Annotated in this window: 16 protein-coding genes, 3 tRNA genes and 1 pseudogene; 6 read left to right on the top strand and 14 right to left on the bottom strand. The window is 52.3% G+C overall.

The window, feature by feature from the left end; genetic code table 11:
* Positions 1-26: 26 nt before the first annotated feature.
* Complete coding sequence (locus BLR08_RS21035; RefSeq protein WP_072331175.1) at positions 27-1,154, bottom strand: deoxyribonuclease IV; 1,128 nt, start codon at positions 1,152-1,154, stop codon at positions 27-29.
* Positions 1,155-1,329: 175 nt separating this feature from the next.
* On the opposite strand from BLR08_RS21035, the gene BLR08_RS21030 reads away from it, so the two are divergent.
* The gene (locus BLR08_RS21030) at positions 1,330-1,779 is read left to right on the top strand and encodes a DUF2621 domain-containing protein (RefSeq protein WP_256257645.1); all 450 of its coding nucleotides are present in this window, start codon (positions 1,330-1,332) and stop codon (positions 1,777-1,779) included.
* Between the two features lie 164 nt (positions 1,780-1,943).
* Here BLR08_RS21030 and BLR08_RS21025 read toward each other — a convergent pair whose 3' ends face one another.
* Both BLR08_RS21025 and BLR08_RS21020 read right to left on the bottom strand, forming a co-directional pair.
* The gene (locus BLR08_RS21025; RefSeq protein WP_072331179.1) at positions 1,944-3,335 is read right to left on the bottom strand and encodes an S-layer homology domain-containing protein; all 1,392 of its coding nucleotides are present in this window, start codon (positions 3,333-3,335) and stop codon (positions 1,944-1,946) included.
* A 70-nt stretch (positions 3,336-3,405) separates the two neighbouring features.
* Positions 3,406-4,182, bottom strand: coding sequence for a glycerophosphodiester phosphodiesterase (locus tag BLR08_RS21020; protein ID WP_256257646.1), 777 nt, complete (start codon positions 4,180-4,182; stop codon positions 3,406-3,408).
* A 283-nt stretch (positions 4,183-4,465) separates the two neighbouring features.
* On the opposite strand from BLR08_RS21020, the gene BLR08_RS21015 reads away from it, so the two are divergent.
* Positions 4,466-5,323: an Rpn family recombination-promoting nuclease/putative transposase gene (locus BLR08_RS21015; RefSeq protein ID WP_072331332.1), complete on the top strand. Its 858-nt coding sequence runs from the start codon at positions 4,466-4,468 to the stop codon at positions 5,321-5,323.
* 91 nt (positions 5,324-5,414) lie between these two features.
* On the opposite strand, the gene BLR08_RS21010 is transcribed toward BLR08_RS21015, so the two are convergent.
* Both BLR08_RS21010 and BLR08_RS21005 read right to left on the bottom strand, forming a co-directional pair.
* Positions 5,415-5,497: transfer RNA gene (locus BLR08_RS21010), tRNA-Leu, on the bottom strand.
* An 81-nt stretch (positions 5,498-5,578) separates the two neighbouring features.
* Positions 5,579-5,998, bottom strand: a complete 420-nt coding sequence (locus tag BLR08_RS21005) for a pyridoxamine 5'-phosphate oxidase family protein (RefSeq protein ID WP_072331181.1) — start codon at positions 5,996-5,998, stop codon at positions 5,579-5,581.
* Positions 5,999-6,206: 208 nt separating this feature from the next.
* Between BLR08_RS21005 and corA the strand changes: the two genes are divergently transcribed.
* Positions 6,207-7,139, top strand: coding sequence for a magnesium/cobalt transporter CorA (corA, locus tag BLR08_RS21000; RefSeq protein ID WP_072331183.1), 933 nt, complete (start codon positions 6,207-6,209; stop codon positions 7,137-7,139).
* A 308-nt stretch (positions 7,140-7,447) separates the two neighbouring features.
* Here corA and BLR08_RS20995 read toward each other — a convergent pair.
* The 3 genes from BLR08_RS20995 to BLR08_RS20985 form a co-directional block, all read right to left on the bottom strand.
* Positions 7,448-7,535: transfer RNA gene (locus BLR08_RS20995), tRNA-Ser, on the bottom strand.
* 8 nt (positions 7,536-7,543) lie between these two features.
* A tRNA-Asn gene (locus tag BLR08_RS20990) sits at positions 7,544-7,619 on the bottom strand.
* An 18-nt stretch (positions 7,620-7,637) separates the two neighbouring features.
* Positions 7,638-8,114: a SprT family protein gene (locus BLR08_RS20985; RefSeq protein ID WP_072331185.1), complete on the bottom strand. Its 477-nt coding sequence runs from the start codon at positions 8,112-8,114 to the stop codon at positions 7,638-7,640.
* Between the two features lie 144 nt (positions 8,115-8,258).
* On the opposite strand from BLR08_RS20985, the gene BLR08_RS20980 reads away from it, so the two are divergent.
* Both BLR08_RS20980 and cmpA read left to right on the top strand, forming a co-directional pair.
* Positions 8,259-8,621: a hydrolase/acyltransferase gene (locus BLR08_RS20980; RefSeq protein WP_072331187.1), complete on the top strand. Its 363-nt coding sequence runs from the start codon at positions 8,259-8,261 to the stop codon at positions 8,619-8,621.
* A 78-nt stretch (positions 8,622-8,699) separates the two neighbouring features.
* A complete protein-coding gene (gene cmpA, locus BLR08_RS20975) occupies positions 8,700-8,846 on the top strand; it encodes a cortex morphogenetic protein CmpA (protein WP_090586403.1) in 147 nt (48 codons plus the stop codon).
* Between the two features lie 110 nt (positions 8,847-8,956).
* Here cmpA and BLR08_RS20970 read toward each other — a convergent pair whose 3' ends face one another.
* The 6 genes from BLR08_RS20970 to BLR08_RS20945 all read right to left on the bottom strand — a co-directional run bounded on the left by BLR08_RS20970 (position 8,957) and on the right by BLR08_RS20945 (position 16,696).
* Positions 8,957-11,200: a Tex family protein gene (locus BLR08_RS20970; protein WP_083537159.1), complete on the bottom strand. Its 2,244-nt coding sequence runs from the start codon at positions 11,198-11,200 to the stop codon at positions 8,957-8,959.
* 173 nt (positions 11,201-11,373) lie between these two features.
* Positions 11,374-11,724, bottom strand: coding sequence for a type II toxin-antitoxin system PemK/MazF family toxin (locus tag BLR08_RS20965; protein WP_072331189.1), 351 nt, complete (start codon positions 11,722-11,724; stop codon positions 11,374-11,376).
* A gap of 3 nt (positions 11,725-11,727) precedes the next feature.
* Positions 11,728-12,009, bottom strand: coding sequence for a CopG family ribbon-helix-helix protein (locus tag BLR08_RS20960; protein ID WP_072331191.1), 282 nt, complete (start codon positions 12,007-12,009; stop codon positions 11,728-11,730).
* A gap of 295 nt (positions 12,010-12,304) precedes the next feature.
* The gene (gene alr / locus BLR08_RS20955; RefSeq protein ID WP_072331336.1) at positions 12,305-13,501 is read right to left on the bottom strand and encodes an alanine racemase; all 1,197 of its coding nucleotides are present in this window, start codon (positions 13,499-13,501) and stop codon (positions 12,305-12,307) included.
* Between the two features lie 330 nt (positions 13,502-13,831).
* Positions 13,832-15,163, bottom strand: a complete 1,332-nt coding sequence (locus BLR08_RS20950; protein ID WP_072331193.1) for an outer membrane lipoprotein-sorting protein — start codon at positions 15,161-15,163, stop codon at positions 13,832-13,834.
* A gap of 126 nt (positions 15,164-15,289) precedes the next feature.
* Positions 15,290-16,696, bottom strand: coding sequence for an undecaprenyl-phosphate glucose phosphotransferase (locus tag BLR08_RS20945; RefSeq protein WP_072331338.1), 1,407 nt, complete (start codon positions 16,694-16,696; stop codon positions 15,290-15,292).
* Positions 16,697-19,298: 2,602 nt separating this feature from the next.
* Here BLR08_RS20945 and BLR08_RS20935 point away from each other — a divergent pair.
* Positions 19,299-20,519 (top strand): annotated as a pseudogene (locus BLR08_RS20935) (IS256 family transposase).
* Positions 20,520-21,129 lie beyond the last annotated feature (610 nt).

Here is a 21,129-nt window from a genome sequence, read left to right as displayed (position 1 = left end):
GGATGTTGCAAGCGGGATTATGGACATTACACGGCGGCAAACAAATGCTCGCCCGCAAACCAGGCGGTCAGACGGTGATTGACCTGCTCCTCGCTCAGATGAGGAAAAAGCGCCTCCTCGGCGATCAGATCGTACAGCCGCTCCATCGGCTCGCGCCCGTCGGCTTTTTTGGCCTTCGGATCGTTTTTCAGCAGCTCCCAGGTTGTCAGCACATACTGTCTCGGGTCCAGCTCCTGCTGCTTGAAGAAATGCGCGAGCTTCTCCACATCCGTCAAAAATCCGTCGCCGAAACGCTGCTGCACGGTATCGCCGAGCAGCGCAATCTCCGCTTCGTACATCGGACGCTGCGCCGTAGACTCCTTGCCGATCCAAGGCGTCTCGAGAATAAACGGCAGATGCTGCAGCTTCTCATGATGAACCACGTTGTACATGGTCTTAAAGCCGAGCCAGCCCGCTCCGACAGGCGCATGACGGTCCTTCGAAGCTCCCCGCGGATTTTTGCTGTCGTTCAAATGTATGACGGCCAGCCGGTCCAAGCCGACGGTCCGGTCAAACTGCTCCAGCACCCCGTCCAGGTCATTGACGATATCATAGCCGGCGTCGTTCACGTGGCAGGTGTCCAGACAAACGGTCAGCTTGTCGTTATGGGCGACCTTCTCGATAATCGCGGCCAGCTCCTCGAAGCTGCGGCCGATCTCCGTCCCTTTACCTGCCATCGTCTCCAGCGCGATGTGCACGTTCGTATCCTTCACGCCTTCGAGCACCTCGTTCAGCCCTTCGGCGATGCGGGCGATGCCGTACTCGGCATCCTTATCCGTGTAGGCTCCCGGGTGCAGCACGATCTGCTTCACGCCGAGATAATCCGTGCGCCGGATCTCATCTTGCAGGAAGCGGACGGCCAGCTCGTAGGTGTCTTCCTTGTAGGAGCCCAGGTTGATGATATACGGAGCGTGAACGATAATCTCTCCGATGCCGTGCTCTTGCATTACCGCCCGGCCTTCCTCGATATATTGGTCGGCTATCGGCTTGCGGCGTGTGTTCTGCGGCGCCCCTGTATAAATCATAAACGTGCCTGAACCGTAGCTGACCGCTTCATTGGCTGCATTCAGCAGCCCCTTGTCCGAAAATGATACGTGTGAGCCGATTCTAACCATTGGTCTGATTCACTCCCTATCAAAATAGCTTCTATTCATTTTACTAGGAATGGGCGAATAAATCTAGAAAAGGAATTTCCCTGCTCCCCCTCTTGCAGGATGAGCGCCAAGCATTTTCCTGAGACGCAAATTAAGGTATAATGAAGGCATAATGAAGCCTGAGGTGACAATCGCCATGCCATATATGATGAGCAACGCCCCGCATCCGGGGTTTATGTGGTTTATTTTATTCTGGGTATTCGTCCTGCTGTTCGCCATGTCGGTCGGCGGCTACTTTATGTTCCGCAAATTTTTCAAGGTGCTGCCGATGGCGGACGGCAAGAGCAAGCTGGACTGGCAGAACCATTACGTGGAGGCGTCGCGGCATCTGTGGACGGATGAAGCCAAAGCCTTCCTCGATGTGCTTGTGGAGCCCGTCCCGACCCCGTTCCGCGATATCGCCAAACACTCCATCGCCGCGCGCATCGGCCAGTTGGGCCTCGAGGAGAAGGTGCCGGCCATCACCCGAGATCTCTGCATCAAGGGATACATCCTGGCGACGCCCAAGCGGGATTACAAAAGTTTGACCACGTATCTGGACAAGAAGGAAATCGACTATACGCCCTACAAGCATCTGCTGAGCTAGCAGCTCGGGCATTCGGGGCAATCGCAGCAAGCTTGCCTGCAGCGAGCGGACTTTCACCGCTCAAACTATCGCCCCTGCCGGGCGCATACACGAAAGGCTTCCCTATCCCGCTAGCCGGGAAAGGAAGCCTTTTTTGCTTGCAGCAAGCCCGCTGACGAAGACCGTCATCTTTTCTTCTTGGTCTCCGGCGCTTGATTTGTCAGCTTGACGGACAGCGTCGCGTTATAGTTGCCGTGGCTTTTCAGATTCGTATCCCGCAGCTGCGAACGGAACCCGACGAGCGAGACGCCGCTGACGGATAACGTGAGCGGAAATTCTTCCTTCTTCACGAAGGAAATTTTGCCGTCTACGACCACATACATATCGATGCCTTCCTTCGCCTCAAAATCCACGGTCAAGTATCTGCTGCCTTGCGGCTGCACCACCGCCTCGATATCTCCGCCGGTCGCCACATTTTTGGTCAGTACGCCGTTTTCGTCAAAGTAGTCCCTGGCATGCACGACCGACTTGTCCGTCCATTCCGAGGAACCCGGCTGCCCGCCGTAAGGATATGGGTTCCCCCCGGACGCCGGAGGGAGCGGGGTTGAAGGCGTTCCGCCCGGCGCCGGCGAGCCCCCCGTCTTGCCGGAACCGGAGGACTGGCCTGTCCCCGTCTTCGGGTCCAGCTCCACGGTCGAGTAGAAGGACAGCCAGCTCTTGTTCTTCAAATAATGATACATCCGGTCCAGGATGACAACAGCTTCCGCCCGGGTAACCGGATCCTTGGGACGGAACCGTCCGTTGTCGGTCGGCGACATGATGCCGCTTGCTTTCAATCCGGCCAGCCCCTTGGCCTGCACATTGGAGAGCGGATCATCCCCCAGCCGGCAGTCGTTCGGACCCTTTCCGATCAGCAGCGTCTTGTAGACCGTCTCGTCGGAAGCCCGCATCCAGCCGCTGGCGTCATAGCGTCCGTCGGACTTGGCGAACCAGTAAGCCGATTCGTCCTCCAGCAGACTGGTAGGCATATCCTTGAACTGCAGCATGACGGCGCAAGCGTCATTGTCGCTCAGCCGGTCGGCGTCCGCCAGCTTGCCGCCGAACATCGCATACAGCATTTGCGCCAGCTGCAGCCTCGTGAGCGGACGGTCCGGATTGAACGCCAGCTGGCCTTCTTCATTTACTCCGAAGCCGCCTATGCGGAAGGTGGCGTCGTATAGATCGGTAATAGGCTTGTAAGCCCAGTGGTCGGCGGGAACGTCGGCGAAATAGGCGATTTTGTTCAATTCCGTCGCTTTCGCATTGGGCCGGTATGTATCGAACAACCGGTAGACCATCGCAGACCATTCAGCCTTGCTGATGGCTTGATCCGGGTGAAAGAGCCCGTCAGGGTATCCGGTAATAATTTGTTTGCCGGTCATCAGGTCGATCGAGCTGGTGGCCCATACATAGCTTGAGGTAACGTCGCTGTACCGACTTGCGGCTTGAAGCGGCTGACTGGCAAGGCCGGACAATCCTACGGTTACAGTCATGGCCAGTGCGATTCGGCGGAGCCACTTTGGTGGCGTCTTGTTCATGATTGATTCTACCTCCCGTCTCTATCCTATATCGGACGGAACGGGACCAAATGTTACCTATAGCGGGAAATCATATGGGGAATTGTTCCAGAACATCCTTCAGCCGGCCGGGATAGTCGGTGATAATCCCGGTAAAGCCTGCGGCGACCGCCTGGATCAGATGCTCCCGGTCATTGACCGTATAGGGGTATACCTGCAGCCCCCGGCTGACCGCCTGCGCCACATCCTCCGCGTCCATGCTCAGGACATGCGGGTGAAGGGAGTATACCTCCATCCCAGACAGCTCAGCCAGCTTGGCGTGATTGACGAAGCCGCCGACATAGAGCAAGCCCACCTTCAGCGAAGGCATATCCTGCTTCAGCCTTTGCAGAGTTTTATGGGAGAAGGCAGAGACAACCACGGTGTCTTGCCGGTCAAATTCCTTCAACAGACGCCGCAGCTCCTCGGAAAGGCGGGGGCTGTAGCTGCATTTGACCTCTACGTTCACCATAATCCGGGGCGGCGTCGCGGCAAATACATCTGCAAGCAGCGGCAGCCGCTCTCCGGCAAACTGCTCAGAGAACCAGCTCCCCGCATCCAGCCCTCCAAGCTGCGCAAGCGTCAGCTCCCGGATAGAGCCGCTTCGGTCGGTCGTCCTGTCAACCGTATGATCATGACAGACGATCAGCTGCCCGTCCGCCGTCTCGTGGATATCGAGCTCGAGCGCATCCGCTCCCTGTTCAAGCGCCAGCCGGAAAGAAGCCAGCGTGTTCTCCGGCGCTTCCCCAGCGGCCCCTCTGTGGCCGATGATCAACGGTCTTATTTTACGTTCAATTGAGCTGCCCGAATTGTCTGGCATAGCTGGCATGGATATGCTCCTCCTCGTACTTAACAGGTATGATGGCAATGGCAGATGGGCTTAACATCAACTGCCTCAAGCTGCGGTTCTCCCCCTATTATCGGCGCTCGTTCTGCCGCTTTCAAGAACGAGCCGGTATAAAGACAGGATAGAGTCTCGGCCGCGCCGTATGTCCAAACAAACCTGTGCGAGGCTGGGCTGGAGATGCCGCAACGTATTATATAAAGCATGACATTCATTGTAGATAAGTTCCATGATATAATGGAATCATTAATAATTGGAGCTGATTCATGTGAGCGACTTGCTTGACCCCAAGAATGATTTCGTATTCAAACGTATATTTGGAAGCGAAGAAAACAAGGATATTCTCCTTGCTTTCCTGAATCATACGTTCCATGAAGCCGGGGAGCCGCCGCTCACAGAGATTGTATTAATGAATCCTTATACGGACAAGGATTCGCCTGCGGATAAGCAGTCCATATTCGACATTCGAGCCAAAACCGCTTTGGGCGAGTTGATAAATATTGAGATGCAGCTCTTCAATCAGTACGATATCGAGAAACGGACGCTATACTACTGGAGTAAGCAGTATGCTTCGCAGCTTATTGAAGGCCAGCGTTATCGGAGACTTAGGAAATCGGTTACCATTACGATAGTAAATTTCTCTTTTTTGCCTAATGATCGTTATCATAATATATTTCGCTTGAGAGAAGACCACACTGCTATTTCGCTAACGAATGACCTGGAAATTCATGTTATGGAGCTGGCCAAGCTCGATCATCGGCCTCTGCGCATCGAGGGAGGCTTACTAAACTGGCTGTTGTTCTTAAAAGGAATCGATCCATCCAATTGGGAGGTGTTGACGATGAACGAACCTGTTTTGCGTAAAGCGATGAATACCTTGGAGTTTTTAAGCCAGGATGCCGAGGCGAGGCGGTTGTATGAAATGCGTCAAAAAGCTTTGCATGACGAGATATCGATGATCGAAGGAGCGCGGGAAGAAGGTCGGGAAGAAGGTCGAGAAGAAGGCGTTCATCTAAAAGCTATTGAAGTGGCACGAAAGATGTTGGCTAAAGGCAAAGATATGGACGAAATTATTGAATATTCTGGTCTGACCGCTCAGGAAATCAGGCAACTTAAGGCTCACTAAACGCTGCCCTGCAAAGCCTTGCCTCCGACGGTGGTCCTCAAGCAGGCTCTAAAAACAAAAAAAGCCTTGATATACAAGGCTTTCTTCAGTATGCGGTTGAGAGGACTCGAACCTCCACGAGCGTACGCCCACTACCCCCTCAAGATAGCGTGTCTGCCATTCCACCACAACCGCGCGTCTGAAAGACATTATACTGCTTTTTATAGAAATAGTAAAGCGGGAAAGCCAATTTCTTTTCCCGCCGTTTCTTGCGCTTTATTTCTCCCACACTTGCGGCTCTTTGTCGGCGCCCGTATATTCGATGCGATCAGGATTAATCTTCAGGATCACATATTCGGGGTCATGCGGGCCTTCGAACCATTCCTTGAACGAGCTGTTCCAGAGGCGTTCCCGAAGAGTCTCATCCTTGCAAACCTCGGCCTTGGCTTCGATCTGGAGAATGTCATTCGATTTTTTCCCGTCAAAGCCTACCAGCACATAAACATTCGGATTGCCGAGAATCTCGTCCACCTTATCCGTCTTGGCGTTCGTCGCCAAATACAAAGTCAGCCCTTCATTGAACAAGGCCATGTATCGAACCTTGGGCTTCTGTCCATCTATCGTCCCGAACGAACAAAACTTGTTATCCTCCAGCACGGCCGTAATCTGCTCTTCCAATGACTTGGTTTTCCACATGACGCACATCTCCCTTCATGAACTACAGGTTTGTTTGTTATATTCCCCTGGATCGTTTGTTTCGAAACAAAATCCTTCACCAAGGCGGCACCAAACGCATATCCCCTCCATCTCAGCACAATCGGTTCCCTCCCGGGAGGCGCCGCCTCGTTGGAATATGATATGATGGGCATATATTCCGATCTACTTATCGTTAGAGGTGTCGCTCATGCTCGTATATAAAGCTTCCGAAAGTCTGACAACCGAGCAGCCGCTGCGGGCTCCGAGCGGCGAGGAAGTCGTATGGATTCATCTGGAGAATCCCCAAGCCTCTGAAGTCGAGCATATAGTAGGGGAGCTGTTTCATTGCCATCCTCTCGTCGTTGAGGATTGCATCAAGCTGAACCAACGTCCGAAGATGGACCGGTATTCGGACCATATCTTCCTTACGTTCTTCGCCGTCATCAACCAGCAGCTGCAAACTGCAGAGATCGCGATCGTCATTGGCGAGAACTACGTCATTTCCATCTGTCAGGAACCGCTGCCGATGATCGACGAGTTAAAGCAGCATTTTCTTCAAGTCGAAGGCACTTTATTTGCTCCGGGCGCTATTCTGTACCGGCTGCTGGACCGATGCGTGGACGACTATACGCAGATTATTAATCTTGTCGAGGATCGGCTCGACCGCTTGGAGCGCGCTATCTTCCATAATCCCTACCTTCAGGTGTCCCGCGAGGTGTTCACGCTCAAGCGAACCCTTCATCATTTGCGCCGCATCATTATCGAGGAAAAAACGGTCCTTGGCACCATTAGCCATCAGAGCTTTCCTTATATGAGCGTGGAGGCCGACGTTTACTTCATCGATATATACGACCATATCTCGCGAGTCGTCGATTCGATCGATATGTTCCGCGAGTCCTTGTTCGGCCTGCTTGAGCTGCAAATGGGCATGAAATCCGACCGCATGAACGAAATTATGAAGACGCTGACCATTATCAGCTGTATTTTTCTGCCGCTGACCTTTATCGTCGGCTTGTATGGAATGAACTTCGATCGAATGCCCGAGCTTCATTGGGATTGGGGTTATTTGTACGTGTGGCTGGTGCTGATCGCGACGTCGGTGGGGATGTGGTTGATATTTAAGTGGAAAAAGTGGCTGTAGCTGCGAAACGCACCGGGTGCTTTCCAATAGGGGGTCTCGCCCGCCTCCATGTTATAGTGCAGACAGCCGGGGATAAACCCGGGCATTTTGCCTATAGCCGAATATACCCGCGGCTTCTCTCTGTGTGATTTCGTACAAACTCGCATCGTTCTTCGCTAAGGCGCGACTCCCGGGTTAGTCTCTTCGCACTCCGCACAAACCCGCATCGTTCTTCGGCGTATTCGCAAAGGAGCGATTCCAGAGGTTTGCCCACGGACAAATCGCCCCACAACAAAAAAGACCGCCAGAAGGCGGTCTTCCTAATTGTACGGAGAGAGAGGGATTCGAACCCTCGCACCACTTGCGCAGTCTAACCCCTTAGCAGAGGGTCCCCTTGAGCCACTTGGGTATCTCTCCAAAGATAATGGCTCCCCGAACAGGACTCGAACCTGTGACAACTCGATTAACAGTCGAGTGCTCTACCAACTGAGCTATCAGGGAAGAACAATTTTTAATTTATCATGAATCCGAATTCAAGTCAAGCGCCACAAGCTTAAGCTTTCCCCGGCAATGACCGCATACGAAACGGCGCGGATCGGTCTTTCTTTTTCTTAAATATTCAGCCGAGCAGGCGGTGCAAATGAGTTTGTACCGGTACGGCTCTTTGCGCTGCAGCGCGTCCGGAAGCGACTTGCAATAACGGGTCCCGCCTACGAGCGCGAGCAGCTTCTTGAAATCATCGTCCCGGTGCTGATACCCGTGACCCAGGATGTGCAGATGATAATGGCAGAGCTCATGCTTGATGATCTTCTCCACATCCTGCTTGCCGAACTGCTCGAATTGCAGCCAGCTGATCTCAATGTCATGGCTTCCCGTGAAATATCGGCCGCCTGTGGCCCGCAGCCGCTTGTTGAATCTGGCCTGATGCTTGAATGGACGTCCAAACGACGACAGCGATATTTGCTCCACCCACTGCTGCAGCTGCCGATCATTCATTTTTCATGCTCCCACCCCTAAACACTCTTCTCTATAGGTTTTCTCACTTGAATTGTAACCGCAGGTTAGGCTACACTGTCAAGTAGGAATCTTGCCCGCGCACCTTACTTTTTATTCGCTTTGACGACAGGAGAGACGTTAACCATGTCCAACAAAAAATATGCGCTGCTCCAGCATCAGGATCAGCTGGAATTTGTCGAAATGCCAGCCACTCATATGTACCAGCTCGCTGCGCTCAATCAGCGCCTGCATAAGGAGCTGGACAAGCTGACCGTGCCCGGCGTGCCGGCGCTGCCTTATTTTATCGCCGAGTTTGAAGCGCTTGAGCTTGTACATCCCGGGTTCGAGTTGCAGCAAGGACTTGCTTATATCAACCGGCTGGAGCAAGCATTTGCGGCACTGCAAGCCCAGGAGAAGCAGTATCCTCTCGTCTCCCTGCTGACCGAGATTCGCGCCCTCCAGGCTCAGCTCGAGCAATGGTACGAGGAAGAAGAAGAACTCGCCTGACCCCGGCGGACTTGCACCTAAACGCCCTCCCGCCCATATGCTATACAAACAGCAGCTAGAGGGAAAGGGCTGATCGTCTTGCCACAATGGCTTTGCAACCAGTTAATGCACGCCTTCTATAACAAAAACCGGCGGCAAATCCGCCTGCTTAACGATTGCTGGTACTTCTACCGAACCCGCCGGTCCGATACCGAGACTCCCACCAGCCTCCACTCACAGCCTTAATTAAGGTCCTGCGTCAGGCTCGGAAGCCAGCGCCAACAGAGCACTAGAGCGTAGCCTCAGGCTATCGTTCCAGTGCTCTGTTGCTTTTTTATGTCCGTCTGCGCGAGTGCTTACGGCTTCTTCATCGTCAGGCCGACCCGGCCCTTCTTCGCATCCACGCTCAGTACCCAGACGGTGACCACATCGCCGACAGACACGACATCCATCGGATGCTTGACGAACGAATTGCTGAGCTGCGAGATATGCACGAGCCCGTCATTTTTAATCCCGATATCCACGAAAGCTCCGAAATCGATCACGTTCCTGACGGTCCCCTTCAGCTCCATCCCCGGGGTCAGATCCTCCAGCTGCAGCACGTCCGTCCGGAACAACGGGGCCTCCAGCTCTTCCCGGGGATCGCGCCCCGGCCGCAGCAGCGAATCCACGATATCGCGCAGCGTCGGCACTCCGACGCCAAGCTTGTCGGCCAGCTCCTCCGGCTTCAAACGCTGCAGAGCAGCCTTAAGCTCCTCGCTGCCCAGCTTGGCAAGCTCCAGCTTCTGATCGCGGAACAGCTTGTCCACGACCGCATACGACTCCGGATGAATCGGCGTATTGTCGAGCGGATTGCCGCCGCCCGGGATGCGCAGAAAGCCCACGCACTGCTCGAACGCCTTGACTCCCAGACGAGGCACCTTCTGCAGCTGCTGACGGCTGACAAACTTGCCGTTTTCGTCCCGGAACTTCACGATATTTTTAGCCAGCGTCCCGTTGATGCCCGATACATAAGAAAGCAGGGAAGCCGAAGCCGTGTTCACATCGACGCCGACATGGTTAACCGCCGATTCTACGACAAATGTCAAGCTTTCCTCCAGCCGCTTCTGCGTCACATCATGCTGGTATTGCCCGACGCCGATCGCCTTGGGCTCGATCTTCACGAGCTCCGCCAGCGGGTCCTGGAGCCGCCTGGCGATGGAGATTGCGCTGCGCTCGGATACATCCAGATCCGGGAACTCCGCCTGTGCCAGCTTCGATGCCGAGTATACGCTGGCTCCGGCTTCGTTGACGATCAGGTAGGCCAGCTTGCGCGATTTCACTTCGCCGATCAGCTCCGCTACGAACTGCTCCGTCTCCCGGGAAGCCGTTCCGTTGCCGATCACGATCAGCTCTACGCCGTAGCTGTCAATCAGACGCTTAAACACGGCCTTCGCTTCAGCTACTTTGTTGTTGGGCGGGGTCGGGTAAGTGACGGCGATCTCCAGCATTTTACCGGTATCGTCGATGACAGCCAGCTTGCAGCCTGTCCGGTAGGCCGGATCGACGCCCAGCACGACCTTGCCCTTCACCGGCGGCTGAAGCAGCAGATTGCGCAGGTTTTCCGCAAACACCTCGATGGCCTTCTCTTCGGCCTTATCCGTCAGCTCGCCGCGCACCTCGCGTTCGATCGAAGGTGCCAGCAGACGCTTGTACGCATCCTCGATGACGGCTGTTAACGCGTCACGCGTGACGGACGGTCCTTTGATAAGCTGCTTGCCGATGAAATCGTGAATGCGCTCCGCCGGCACGTCAAGCGCCACCTTCAGCACCTCTTCCCGCTCTCCCCGGTTGATGGCGAGTATACGGTGAGGCGGCAGCTTGCGCACAGGCTCCTGGTAGTTGTAATACATCTCGTACACCGATTCCTGACCCGCCTTGCGCTCCTCTGTACGCACAATCCCCTGCTCGAACGTATAACGCCGCACCCAAGCTCGGATTTTGGCGTCGTCGGCTACCTGCTCGGCTATAATATCCATCGCGCCTTGAAGCGCCTCCTCCGCGCTTTGTACGCCTTTATCCGTATCGATATACCGGGCGGCTTCGGCTGTCAGATCGCCTTGTCTGGGCTGGGAAAGCAGCCACTCGGCGAGCGGTTCCAGCCCCTTTTCCTTGGCTACGCTCGCACGCGTCTTGCGCTTCTGCCGGTAAGGACGGTACAGATCCTCAACCTCCTGTAGCTTGCCCGCCTGCTCGATGGATGTGCGAAGTTCGCCCGTCAGCTTGCCCTGCTCATCGATCAGACGCATGACCTCCAGCTTGCGGCTCTCCAGATTGCGCAGATACGTCAGACGCTCCTCGATATCGCGCAGCTGGTTTTCATCCAGCTCCCCGGTCATCTCCTTGCGGTACCTCGCGATAAATGGGATCGTATTCCCTTCATCCAGCAGGTCCACCGTCGTTTTGACCCGTCCTCCGCCGATCTGCAGCTCAGCTGCAATCTGCTTGACGATCCGCTCCTGAATTGCCGCTTTTCTTTCGTCGGTCAGCTCTATGGACGCCGCAGCCGTTGTTTCCTCCGCCGTCAGTTGTTTCCCTTGCACGCTTTGCTCTTTCGCCATCCGTCCGTCTCCTCCCGGGACCGAGAATAAGTACTCCCTTAAGTGAAGTCAAGTCTTGCAGCGAATGCCTATTACTATCGGGAGGGTCCCCCTATTAACTGCCATTTACAAGCTATTCTTCCCGCTTACAGCAAAAAACGAGGGTATCAGACCCCCGCTCATGAACCGCACCCTCAGAACTCGATCAGCCCTACGCTAATCTGCAAAGCATCGTCGACCTTGCGCATCGTTTCATCGTCGAGATGTGTGATCTTGTCGGTCAGACGCTGCTTATCAATCGTCCGGATCTGCTCCAGCAAAATAACGGAATCTCTGTCAAACCCGTGCGCTTCCGCATCAATTTCAACATGCGTCGGCAGCTTGGCCTTCTGGATCTGTGCCGTAATCGCTGCCACAATAACCGTTGGACTGAAGCGATTGCCAATATCGTTCTGGATAATCAGCACAGGCCGGATCCCTCCCTGCTCCGAACCGACAACAGGTGAAAGATCCGCGAAAAAAACGTCGCCACGTTTGACAATCACGGGCTACACCCCGCTAACGAGACGGTCAAGCGTAAGATCCGCTTCTTCTTCCGCCTGGAAGGCTTCCGAGGCCATGTTGAGATTGATTTTCGCCATCTCCATGTACCCGCGCTGCATAGACTCCCTGAGATGACGTTTCTTGCGTTCGCCAAGGTACAGCTTCATCGCCTGACGGATGAACTCGCTGCGGTTCGAATTTTCCTTTTCCACCAAGTGATCGACTTCCTCAAGCAGATAGTCCGGCAGACTGATCATGATGCGCTTCGTGTTATGAGCATTGGCCACCTGTTCATGCACCCCCAAGAGACATACAAAAAGCTTATTTCCATTATGGCAATCTTCCAGTAAAAATATACAAGATCAATATATGCTTCGGGTATATCCATTATGCTATACCGTCCGTGATCTTCCCAGTATGCTACTCCTACATATTCGCGGCAAAGGAAGAAAATCCTCTCAGGTCTCCTTAAATTATGGAGTGGAAATTCCATCCAAGCGAGAGCCCTGCCGATCCTGCGTCGGCTTGTTCCCGATACGCCCCTTCTACAGGGGCAGCGCCCGTTTCCGGCTGCCGCTCCAATCAAGCCTCCTGCTCCCACAGATGGCGAAGCAGCGGGTTCACCGACCGCACCACCGAGCCGTTTTTCACATACACGCGAGGAACACGGTGAGAGATCATACAGACAATCTCATAGTTAACCGTGCCCAGCCAGCTTGCATGCTCCTCGGCTGTAATCGCCTCCCCTCCCTGCGTCCCCAGAATAACGACTTCTTCTTCTAGAGGAATATCGGCAAGACCGGTCACATTTAACATACATTGATCCATGCAAATTCTCCCAACGACCGGAACGCGCTGCCCTCTTATCAGCACCTGAGCCTTGCCTGTCAGCAGCCGGGAAAAGCCGTCCGCGTAACCGATCGGCAGCGTCGCGATCGTCTCTTCTCCCTTCGTCCGGTAGACAGCTCCATAGCTGATTCCCTCTCCTACCGGCACCTGCTTCACCATCACGACGCCGGTCTTGATGCTCAGCACAGGCCGCAGCCCGATCAGCGTCTTGTTTACTTCTTCCGAAGGATACAGGCCGTACATCGCAATCCCCAGCCGGACCATATTAAAGGTCAGCTCGGGCAGGTCAATGGCCGCCGCGCTGTTGCCCGCATGAATCAAGGGAAAGGTGATGCCCCGGTCCTCGAAATGGCGCACAACTTGAGCAAATCGGTCAAACTGCCCGCGCGTATGGGTCTTATCCCTTTCATCGGCACAAGCATAGTGGGTGAACAGCCCCTCCACCTCAATGCCAGGCGTATGGCGCGCACGCTCAATGAAGCGGACGGCCGCCTCCGTGTCCCCTATTCCCAGGCGATTCATGCCCGAGTCCATCTTAATATGAATACGGAGAGGACGCTGCGCGGCTCCTGGCGGCGCCACACGCTCCCATGCCTCCAATATGTCTTCCGTGTAGACGTTGAGCGCGATGTCCTGCTCCCAGGCTGTCAGCAGCCCTTCCGGCGGCGTATAGCCCAGAACCAGGATCGGAGCCTTAATATCGGCTCTGCGCAGCTCCAGTCCCTCGTCCAGGAAGGCTACCGCAATATATTCCACACCGCAGCTGAGCGCCTCCCGGCATACTTCTACAGCCCCATGCCCGTAAGCATCGGCCTTCACTACTGCCATCATCCGCACCGCTTCCGGCAGCGCTCCGCGAAACGCCTCCAGATTATGGCGCAGCGCGTCGAGCGATATTTCCACCCGCGTCGACCGGTAAAATGAATCCACTTCCTCCACCTTCTTCTGCCTCATTTGATGCAATATCCCCATGTTAATGCGCCTATCCGGGACTGTCAACCGATGGATCACTGATATATCGGTTATCCGTTCGGTCCAAGCGAGACCTATTTACCTGAACCGCCCCATCCATGTATACTTATTCTCCAAGTCCCTCATTTATTAGTCTTCAGGAAAGAAGGACATGCCATGAGCGAGCAGCTGCTTCGTTTGATATTGGAGGAAGTCAAACAAACCAATACCCGGCTCGGCAGATTGGAAGAATAAGCAAGCCCCGCAGTCCCAGAGGGAACCGCGAGGCCGTGATTTTCCTTATCAGAGCTATTTCCCCATCTCGCCTTGTACCGCCTGCGCCACCTTGATCATTTCCGTATCCGGAAGATCGCCTGTAGAGAGTCTGAACTCCACTCCGTCATATGTCCAGGTCAGCGTCTTCTTCGCATCACCCGTTACTACTCCCAGTGTGAAGCCCAGGTCCATAATTTCGCCCGGCAAAATTGAAACTGTCTTTTCCTTCGGACGCGACTCGATCAATGTATAGTTATAAGTGCCGGCGTAGCGAATCATCACCGCTTTATCCTCGCCCAGCTTGATCTCCGTCATATCCTGCTTCTTCACGCCGCTAGGCATATAATTAGGCTCGATGATGCCGAAGGAAAGCTGGTTGCTTGCTCCGCCTGCGCCAGAAGCCGATTTGCCTGCGCCCGTTTGCGTCGTACCCGTCTGCCCCGCTGGCGCTTGGTTAGTTCCAGTCGTGGCTTTGCTCGTCTCGGTTGCTGCTTTATCGCCGCTTGCATTGTCTTGTTTGCCCGTAGCTTGCGACGTGGCGCCTTGATTCGCTCCGCTTGTCGCCTTGCTCGATCCTGCTGCTGCTTTATCGCTGCTTGCATTGTCCTGCTTACTCGCAGCTTGCCCATTAGCCGCTGCCGTTCCCTTGTCGCCGGTGCCCGCCGCCCCTGCTTTATCTGCGGCCCCATGATCATGGCCGACCGTAGGCAGCGTCTTCATGCTCGAGCCCGTCATATTGCGCTGCATATCGAATTGATCCTTCTCGAACTTTGTGCCGAATTCAAACTTGTCAAACTTCACGATCACCATCACATTATTGTTCGCGTCGGCAACTTCCACATGCTGCGGAGCATAATTTTTCTTATCCAGCCATACCTTCTGACGGGCAAGCGAGCCGTTCTGGTAATTGGCCGCGACATCGAACACGTAAGAATTTTCATCCGTCGTGAACTGACGTTCATTATCCATCAGAATCGACTGGACCAGCGACTGATACAAATACACCTGGCCTTGATTTTCCGGCCAATCGCTTTGGAAGCGGAAGCTTTTGTTCAGATGAGGTGTGAGCACGAATACTCCATCATCGTTGCGCAGGACAATCTGCGTAATATCCTTCTTCGCGTTCGTGAGCGAGATCCGATAGTACGAATCCGCCATAAAGCATACCTCAACCGCATACTCTTGAGGCTCTGTGCCGGTATTCAGCGTCATTCGCCCTTCCGCATGATAGCTGTCCAGCTTGCCTACCACCCCATCCAGATCCTTCACAATCGAGCCTGCATCCTTCTTACCCACCAAGCCGCATCCCGTAAGCACCAAGCTCAGACACAGCATGACCGCCACCGCCCATTTGAACCGCCGCATAGCCTTCATCCCTCCACGCCATTATCAATTTGCATCTGATAACATGTCTATGTGGGGGGTTGTTCGATTATGCAGACAAGGTTGGACCTGGAACTAAAAACTCCTATAACCAATAGGCTATAGGAGTCAGTAAGCATTTTTATTGATAAAGCCATTGACAATGGTCTTCCAAATGATGCGGATATCGAAAAGAAAAGTCCAATTTTCAATGTAGAAAATATCGTACTTAATCCGGTCCTCAATCGACGTATCGCCACGAAGCCCGTTGGACTGAGCCCAGCCCGTAATTCCCGGACGAATATGATGCTTCACCATATACTTCGGAATCTCTTCCTTGAATTGATCCACGAAATACGGCCGCTCCGGCCGCGGTCCCACCACACTCATATGCCCGAACAGCACATTGAAAAACTGCGGCAGCTCATCCAAACTCGTCTTCCGGAGAAACGAGCCGAATTTGGTCTTGCGCGGATCGTTCTCCGTCGTCCATTTCGTATCGGAGCTGTCTTCACTTTGGACGCGCATCGAACGAAACTTGTACATCATAAAATGCCGTCTGTTCAACCCGACACGTTCCTGCTTGAAAATGACCGGTCCCGGCGACGTGAACTTGATCCCTAGGGCAATCAGAATCAATAACGGCGAAGTCATAATAATGGCCGCCAAAGAGAACGCTATATCGAACAGCCGTTTAAAGAACCGGTTGCGCATCTCGTCGAGCGGAATATCCCGGACGTTGATGAGCGGCATGCCCGCAAAATTATCGAAGTACGGCCTTGATGGCAGGAAATCGAAGTAGTCGGGAATAATCAGCGTCTTCACGCCGGCTTTTTCGCAGGTGTTGATGATTTTGCCGAACTTGGCATGCGCCTCAAGGGGAAGAGCTATCACAACCTCATCGATCAACATCGAGTCCATCAGGCCCTCTAAATCATCGATTGTTCCCACGATAGGACTATAGTGCTTATGCTCTAGCCCATGCTCGAGTTGATGGTCATCCAGAAATCCAGCGACTTCAAACCCGAGATCCGGATGCTGCTGCAGATTCTCATAAAATTGCCTCCCCAAGGTTCCCGCTCCAAGGATCAGAATGAACTGCTTGTTATAGCCCCTCTGACGCAAATGTCTAAGCGATGACTTTACCACATAGCGATAAAAGCTAGTCGCAAGAATGTTATTTATCAGAAAGAGCAGCAAGTACGATCGCGATACATGAACTTCCTTGAACACGAATAAGATACCCAACAGTATTAACAGACTGGCCACATGAATCTGAATGATCTTAAATACTTCGTAGGAGAACTGCTTCTTACGCTTGGAAGTGTAAAAGTTTGTATAATAGCTTATTCCCACAGCAATAATTCCATAAACGCAACTCCACAGCAGGTAATTCTTTATTGAAATGGGAGTATCGAACGGTATCCACCCGCTCTTAAACTTCAACCACCAGGAGAGTAAGAAGATCGCTTGGATCACCGTAAAATCAACCAAAACATACATCTGAGACAGAAATCCTTGACTTTGGCGAACCAATTCATTCACCTCGCGAATCTTAATTTGATGCAATTTCAAAACAGGAAATTCACGCCAACCCCGCCGGTAAACATTAGTATTAGCGACCCAAGATTGTGCTGCGAGAATGGAACAGAATCATGGCCCCACGGAACTAATAATTGATTAAGGAAGGCTTGCGGGTACTGCCGCGCCCTATGACTGAAAGATACTCGTTCGGGGATAGTAATCACTCACCCAACCGACCTGTTTGATCCGGCCCAATATCCTCGCTCTTCATAAGAAATCTTCATTCAGCATCCCAACAAGCTCGATGACCGCCCCTCTCACCAGCATGAACACACCGACTAGGCAGCTAAAATGGGCACGCCTTAAGCGGATCCAAGTAACTCATCTAATATTAATTCTAACGAAGGACCGAAGAAAAAGTTTTAATAATCCGAACGCATAATAAGTTGAAGCCGACGCAACCCGTGCTTACACGCGTTGTCCAGCGATCCATCCGGAAAAACAATTTGCAGCCAATTGCTCCGACCTCAGGGTGTTGGTCCGTGAACAGAGCATCATATCAAGCGTACCCAGGTGCACGGCCGTTTCAGAATTTATTGTTAATATATATATCTTTCTCTCGATGCCTTTATCCCTTTAATTTTGTCTTGGAAAAGCCGTACGCTACGTTATCGACCGGAATCACTCCATATTCGTACGTTATATGCGACGAAAACGGGTTAACCCCTAGTCTGGACACAAGCCACGTTCAGTCTTGAGATATTGCATTGTAGCGCAATTTGTTATGGTATTATCGTTCCTGCGGACACCATCCGGAGGCATTCTCTAGGTGGCCAGTCTCTAAGACTACCATGAATGCGGTCATTATTATAAATAGCGGTTAAACCGATCTACTTCGTTTTAAAGGTTTCCTCATAGTTCTCGAAACAATTACGCTTCGGCGTCTGATTGGGAATCCGTTCGTGCCCGATGCCAGCCTTCTCACAAAAGGCATAGAAGGCCTTACTAATAAATTGAGGGCCGGTATCGGTTCGAATGACCAGTTTGTCTTCTTGCGCAATTGTCGTTCAGTAGCCCCTTTCGAACGGTCAGCAGAATGTTATGAATGCTGCAAGCTTACCTCGATGGTACTCTACATGCATAGCCATATTTAATATCCAGCTGTCTTGTTGGTTGGGGCCGACAACCACCCGGTTGTTTGCCAACCTTCTTGGGCACAGGATTTGTGGCTTCTCGCTACTGGGTAAGGATGCCTATCTCCTTGCAGAGCCGATACACCTTCTGATTAATCCGTATTTTCGCCGTAACAAGATCGTCAATTTCCGATAGCCAAACGCTGTATAAGGACCGCGGATAAGGCGTCTTAAATATCCCTTAATTCGGTTATCTAACTAGTCGCGGGAATACCCTGGGATGGGTGAGCAGCTGCTCACCGGCTGCTGACGTTCTGAGTGCTTGAGGCATAGTGATAAGTTGAACGAGACACTCCACAGATACGCAATACCGTACGAACCGGATAGCCTAGGTCGATCCAATAGTAAGCCATTTCCATCTGGGTAATTATTTTTAACTAAATTTCGAAGGATGGTGTTTTATAATTCTTTCTCGCCTAACAATTTTACAGATTTGTTGTACTACGTTTGAAGCTCCTGAAGCTTGGGCATCCTGCTTGAGTTTTTCTGTTTCGTCACGATTTTTCGTCATGAGATTACTCACCTCATCCTGATACTGGCGGATCCAGTTGCTTAAGGTTTTAGGAGACATACCGTGCGGGCTCACACCTCTGTACAGTAACCGGACAGTACCTCCACTACAAACTCCTTCTTTACTTGAACTGGGCACCTAAACCGTCTTTTCATAGATACTTCCCTCCAGTAGTTTAAGTGTTACTGAAGTGGTTAAAAAGTGTCAAGTGGATTAGGGGCTAGCTGCGTGAGTTTTTTATTATTGTAGTTTACGAAAATCATGTTGAGTTCTAGCGCAAGCACCCTTCCCTTGTAATCTCGACAATTATTATACCATGAATCTATGAAAAAAGAGAGAATCGTAGACATTTTACAAAGAGCATTTAGAATCATATACTATGGCAATAGCGTATGAGGTGGTAGGATGAGTGGAATGGAATCGTGCGTTTGATAACGATTACTTACAATTATTTGCCGAATCCAGAGATGACGCTCTTGACTATAAATGTACTTACGATGACAATCAAAAGAACTGTTTAGCGATGTTATGAGGGATTAGATGCATACCTATGTCTAGCCAAGCGATTCGAACCGATCCCACGATAGGAGAGCAGAAGTCAGGCTCAAGAGAAAATTTTACGAGAAATTGAAACACTAACTAACAGCTGGTTTCTAAAGCAGCTGATGGGCAGCTTCTGTTATTCAATCTACCGTTTTTTAGAGGATAGCAGGAATGGCGTTCGTTGCTTGATCGTACCCCTTTGCTTTGATCGACTGAAGGTTTCCAATAAACCCCAACCAAGTGCCAAAAAGCTAATGTTGGCTTATTAGGGGATAACCGAAAGTAGCTATTACAGAGTCTGTAAAATAAATTGCGTAAACTCCCAAAACCAATACAATGGAATAAGAGGAAAGGTTGGGGAGCACACATGGGAGTATGGACAAAAGAGCAGCTGCGGGCGTTTACCAAAGAGAACCAGTTGGTGACGGCGCAGAATGCCCAAAATGCGTTGAAAAATCTGTTTGCCGAGACGCTGTAGGAGATGCTGGAAGCAGAAATAGATACGCATCTGGGCTATGAGAAGCATGACGCGAAAAGCAAACAGACGACGAACAGCCGCAACGGCAAGAGCCGGAAAACGGTCACCAGCGAATACGGCGAGCAGGAGATTGCCGTTCCTCGTGACCGGGAAGGCGCCTTCGAGCCGCTGGTCGTGAAGAAGCATCAATCGAATGTCACCGGCATTGAAGACCAAATTGTGGCCCTTTACGCCAAAGGCGTCAGCACGCGGGAGATCCAGGATCATCTGCAACAGCTGTACGGCATTGAGGTGTCGCCGACCCTCATCTCCAATGTCACGAACAAGATCGTTCCGCTTATCAAAGAATGGCAGAATCGGCCGCTGCAGAGCGTATACGCCGTCGTATTTCTGGACGCTATCCACTTTAAAGTCAAGCAGGACGGCGCGATTGTGAACAAAGCGGCGTACATGGTGATCGGCATTGATCTGGACGGGAACAAGGACGTACTGGGCATGTGGATTGGCGAGAACGAGTCGGCGAAGTTCTGGCTGATCGTCTTAAACGAATTGAAGAATCGCGGCGTTCAAGACATCCTGATCACGTGTGTGGATAACCTGACCGGATTCACCCAGGCGATCACGGCTTGTTATCCCCAAACCGAAATCCAGAAGTGTATCATCCACCAGATCCGGAATTCGACGCGCTATGTATCTTACAAGGATCTCAAGAAGGTCACCGCCGATCTGAAACCGATTTACAAGGCCGCCACGGAGGAAGCCGCAGTCGTGGAACTCGATCGCTTTGAAGAGGTCTGGGGTACGAAGTATCCGCTCATTGTGCGCTCCTGGCGCAGCAACTGGTCAGAGCTCTCCACCTTCTTCAAGTATCCGCCGGAAATCCGCAAGTTCATCTACACCACGAACATCATCGAGAGCTACCATCGGCAACTACGCAAGGTGACCAAGGGCAAGAGCATCTTTCCCTCCGATGAGGCACTGCTCAAAATGCTCTATCTCTCGACCATGGACGTGATCCGGAAGTGGACTGGCCGCGTCCAGAACTGGGGACAGATGCTGCTCCAACTCCCCGTCTTTTTCCCGGACCGCGTCGGGCAGCACCTTCGCTGACTCCCCCCCTAGGGGGGGATACCCTAAATGAGTTTACACAAAATTCTTGACAGACCCATTACAGACCCATCAGCGGCATCATAAGCTTTCATAGTAGGACGGCATTTCATTTTTGACCATCATTTTGATCATCATGAGACTGGTATGCCCTCGGTTAAATGCCTCCGAGTCTTCATAATCATGAGCCCAGCACTGTCAACCATAAAGTGTGCCACCTTGAACAAGGGAAGCCCTGCCGCGCTGTCGCGTTAAGGCTCCTTCTTCATGGGGTTCGCCTGCGTCTGAACAAAGTTATAGTCCGACATCAGATCAACATTCGTGGAAAAATCAGGAAGTAATCGCTCGATATCTTGCGAGTCCCTTGATTGTGAACACCTGCGAAGCCATTGTTTTCGGTATATCGGTATGAAACGAATTCGACCCGACCACATCGATTAAAGGGTTACTGTATAACTGTTAAAAATGTTATATTCACATCTATAATACAGTCTCTGCTATTATTTAAGAAACAATGTATACGCTGAAGCTATTTGTGGCATGATTCTTGGATTTTGTGTGATCATTTACTTTGCGATACAACAGCGCTAAGAGGAATTTGGCTAATTCCACA

This window comes from Paenibacillus sp. cl123 (assembly GCF_900101595.1).
In the GTDB taxonomy this organism is placed as follows: Bacteria; Bacillota; Bacilli; order Paenibacillales; family NBRC-103111; genus Paenibacillus_G.
The sequence above is the reverse complement of the archived record's forward strand: the minus strand, read 5'-3'. Positions and strand labels throughout refer to the sequence as shown.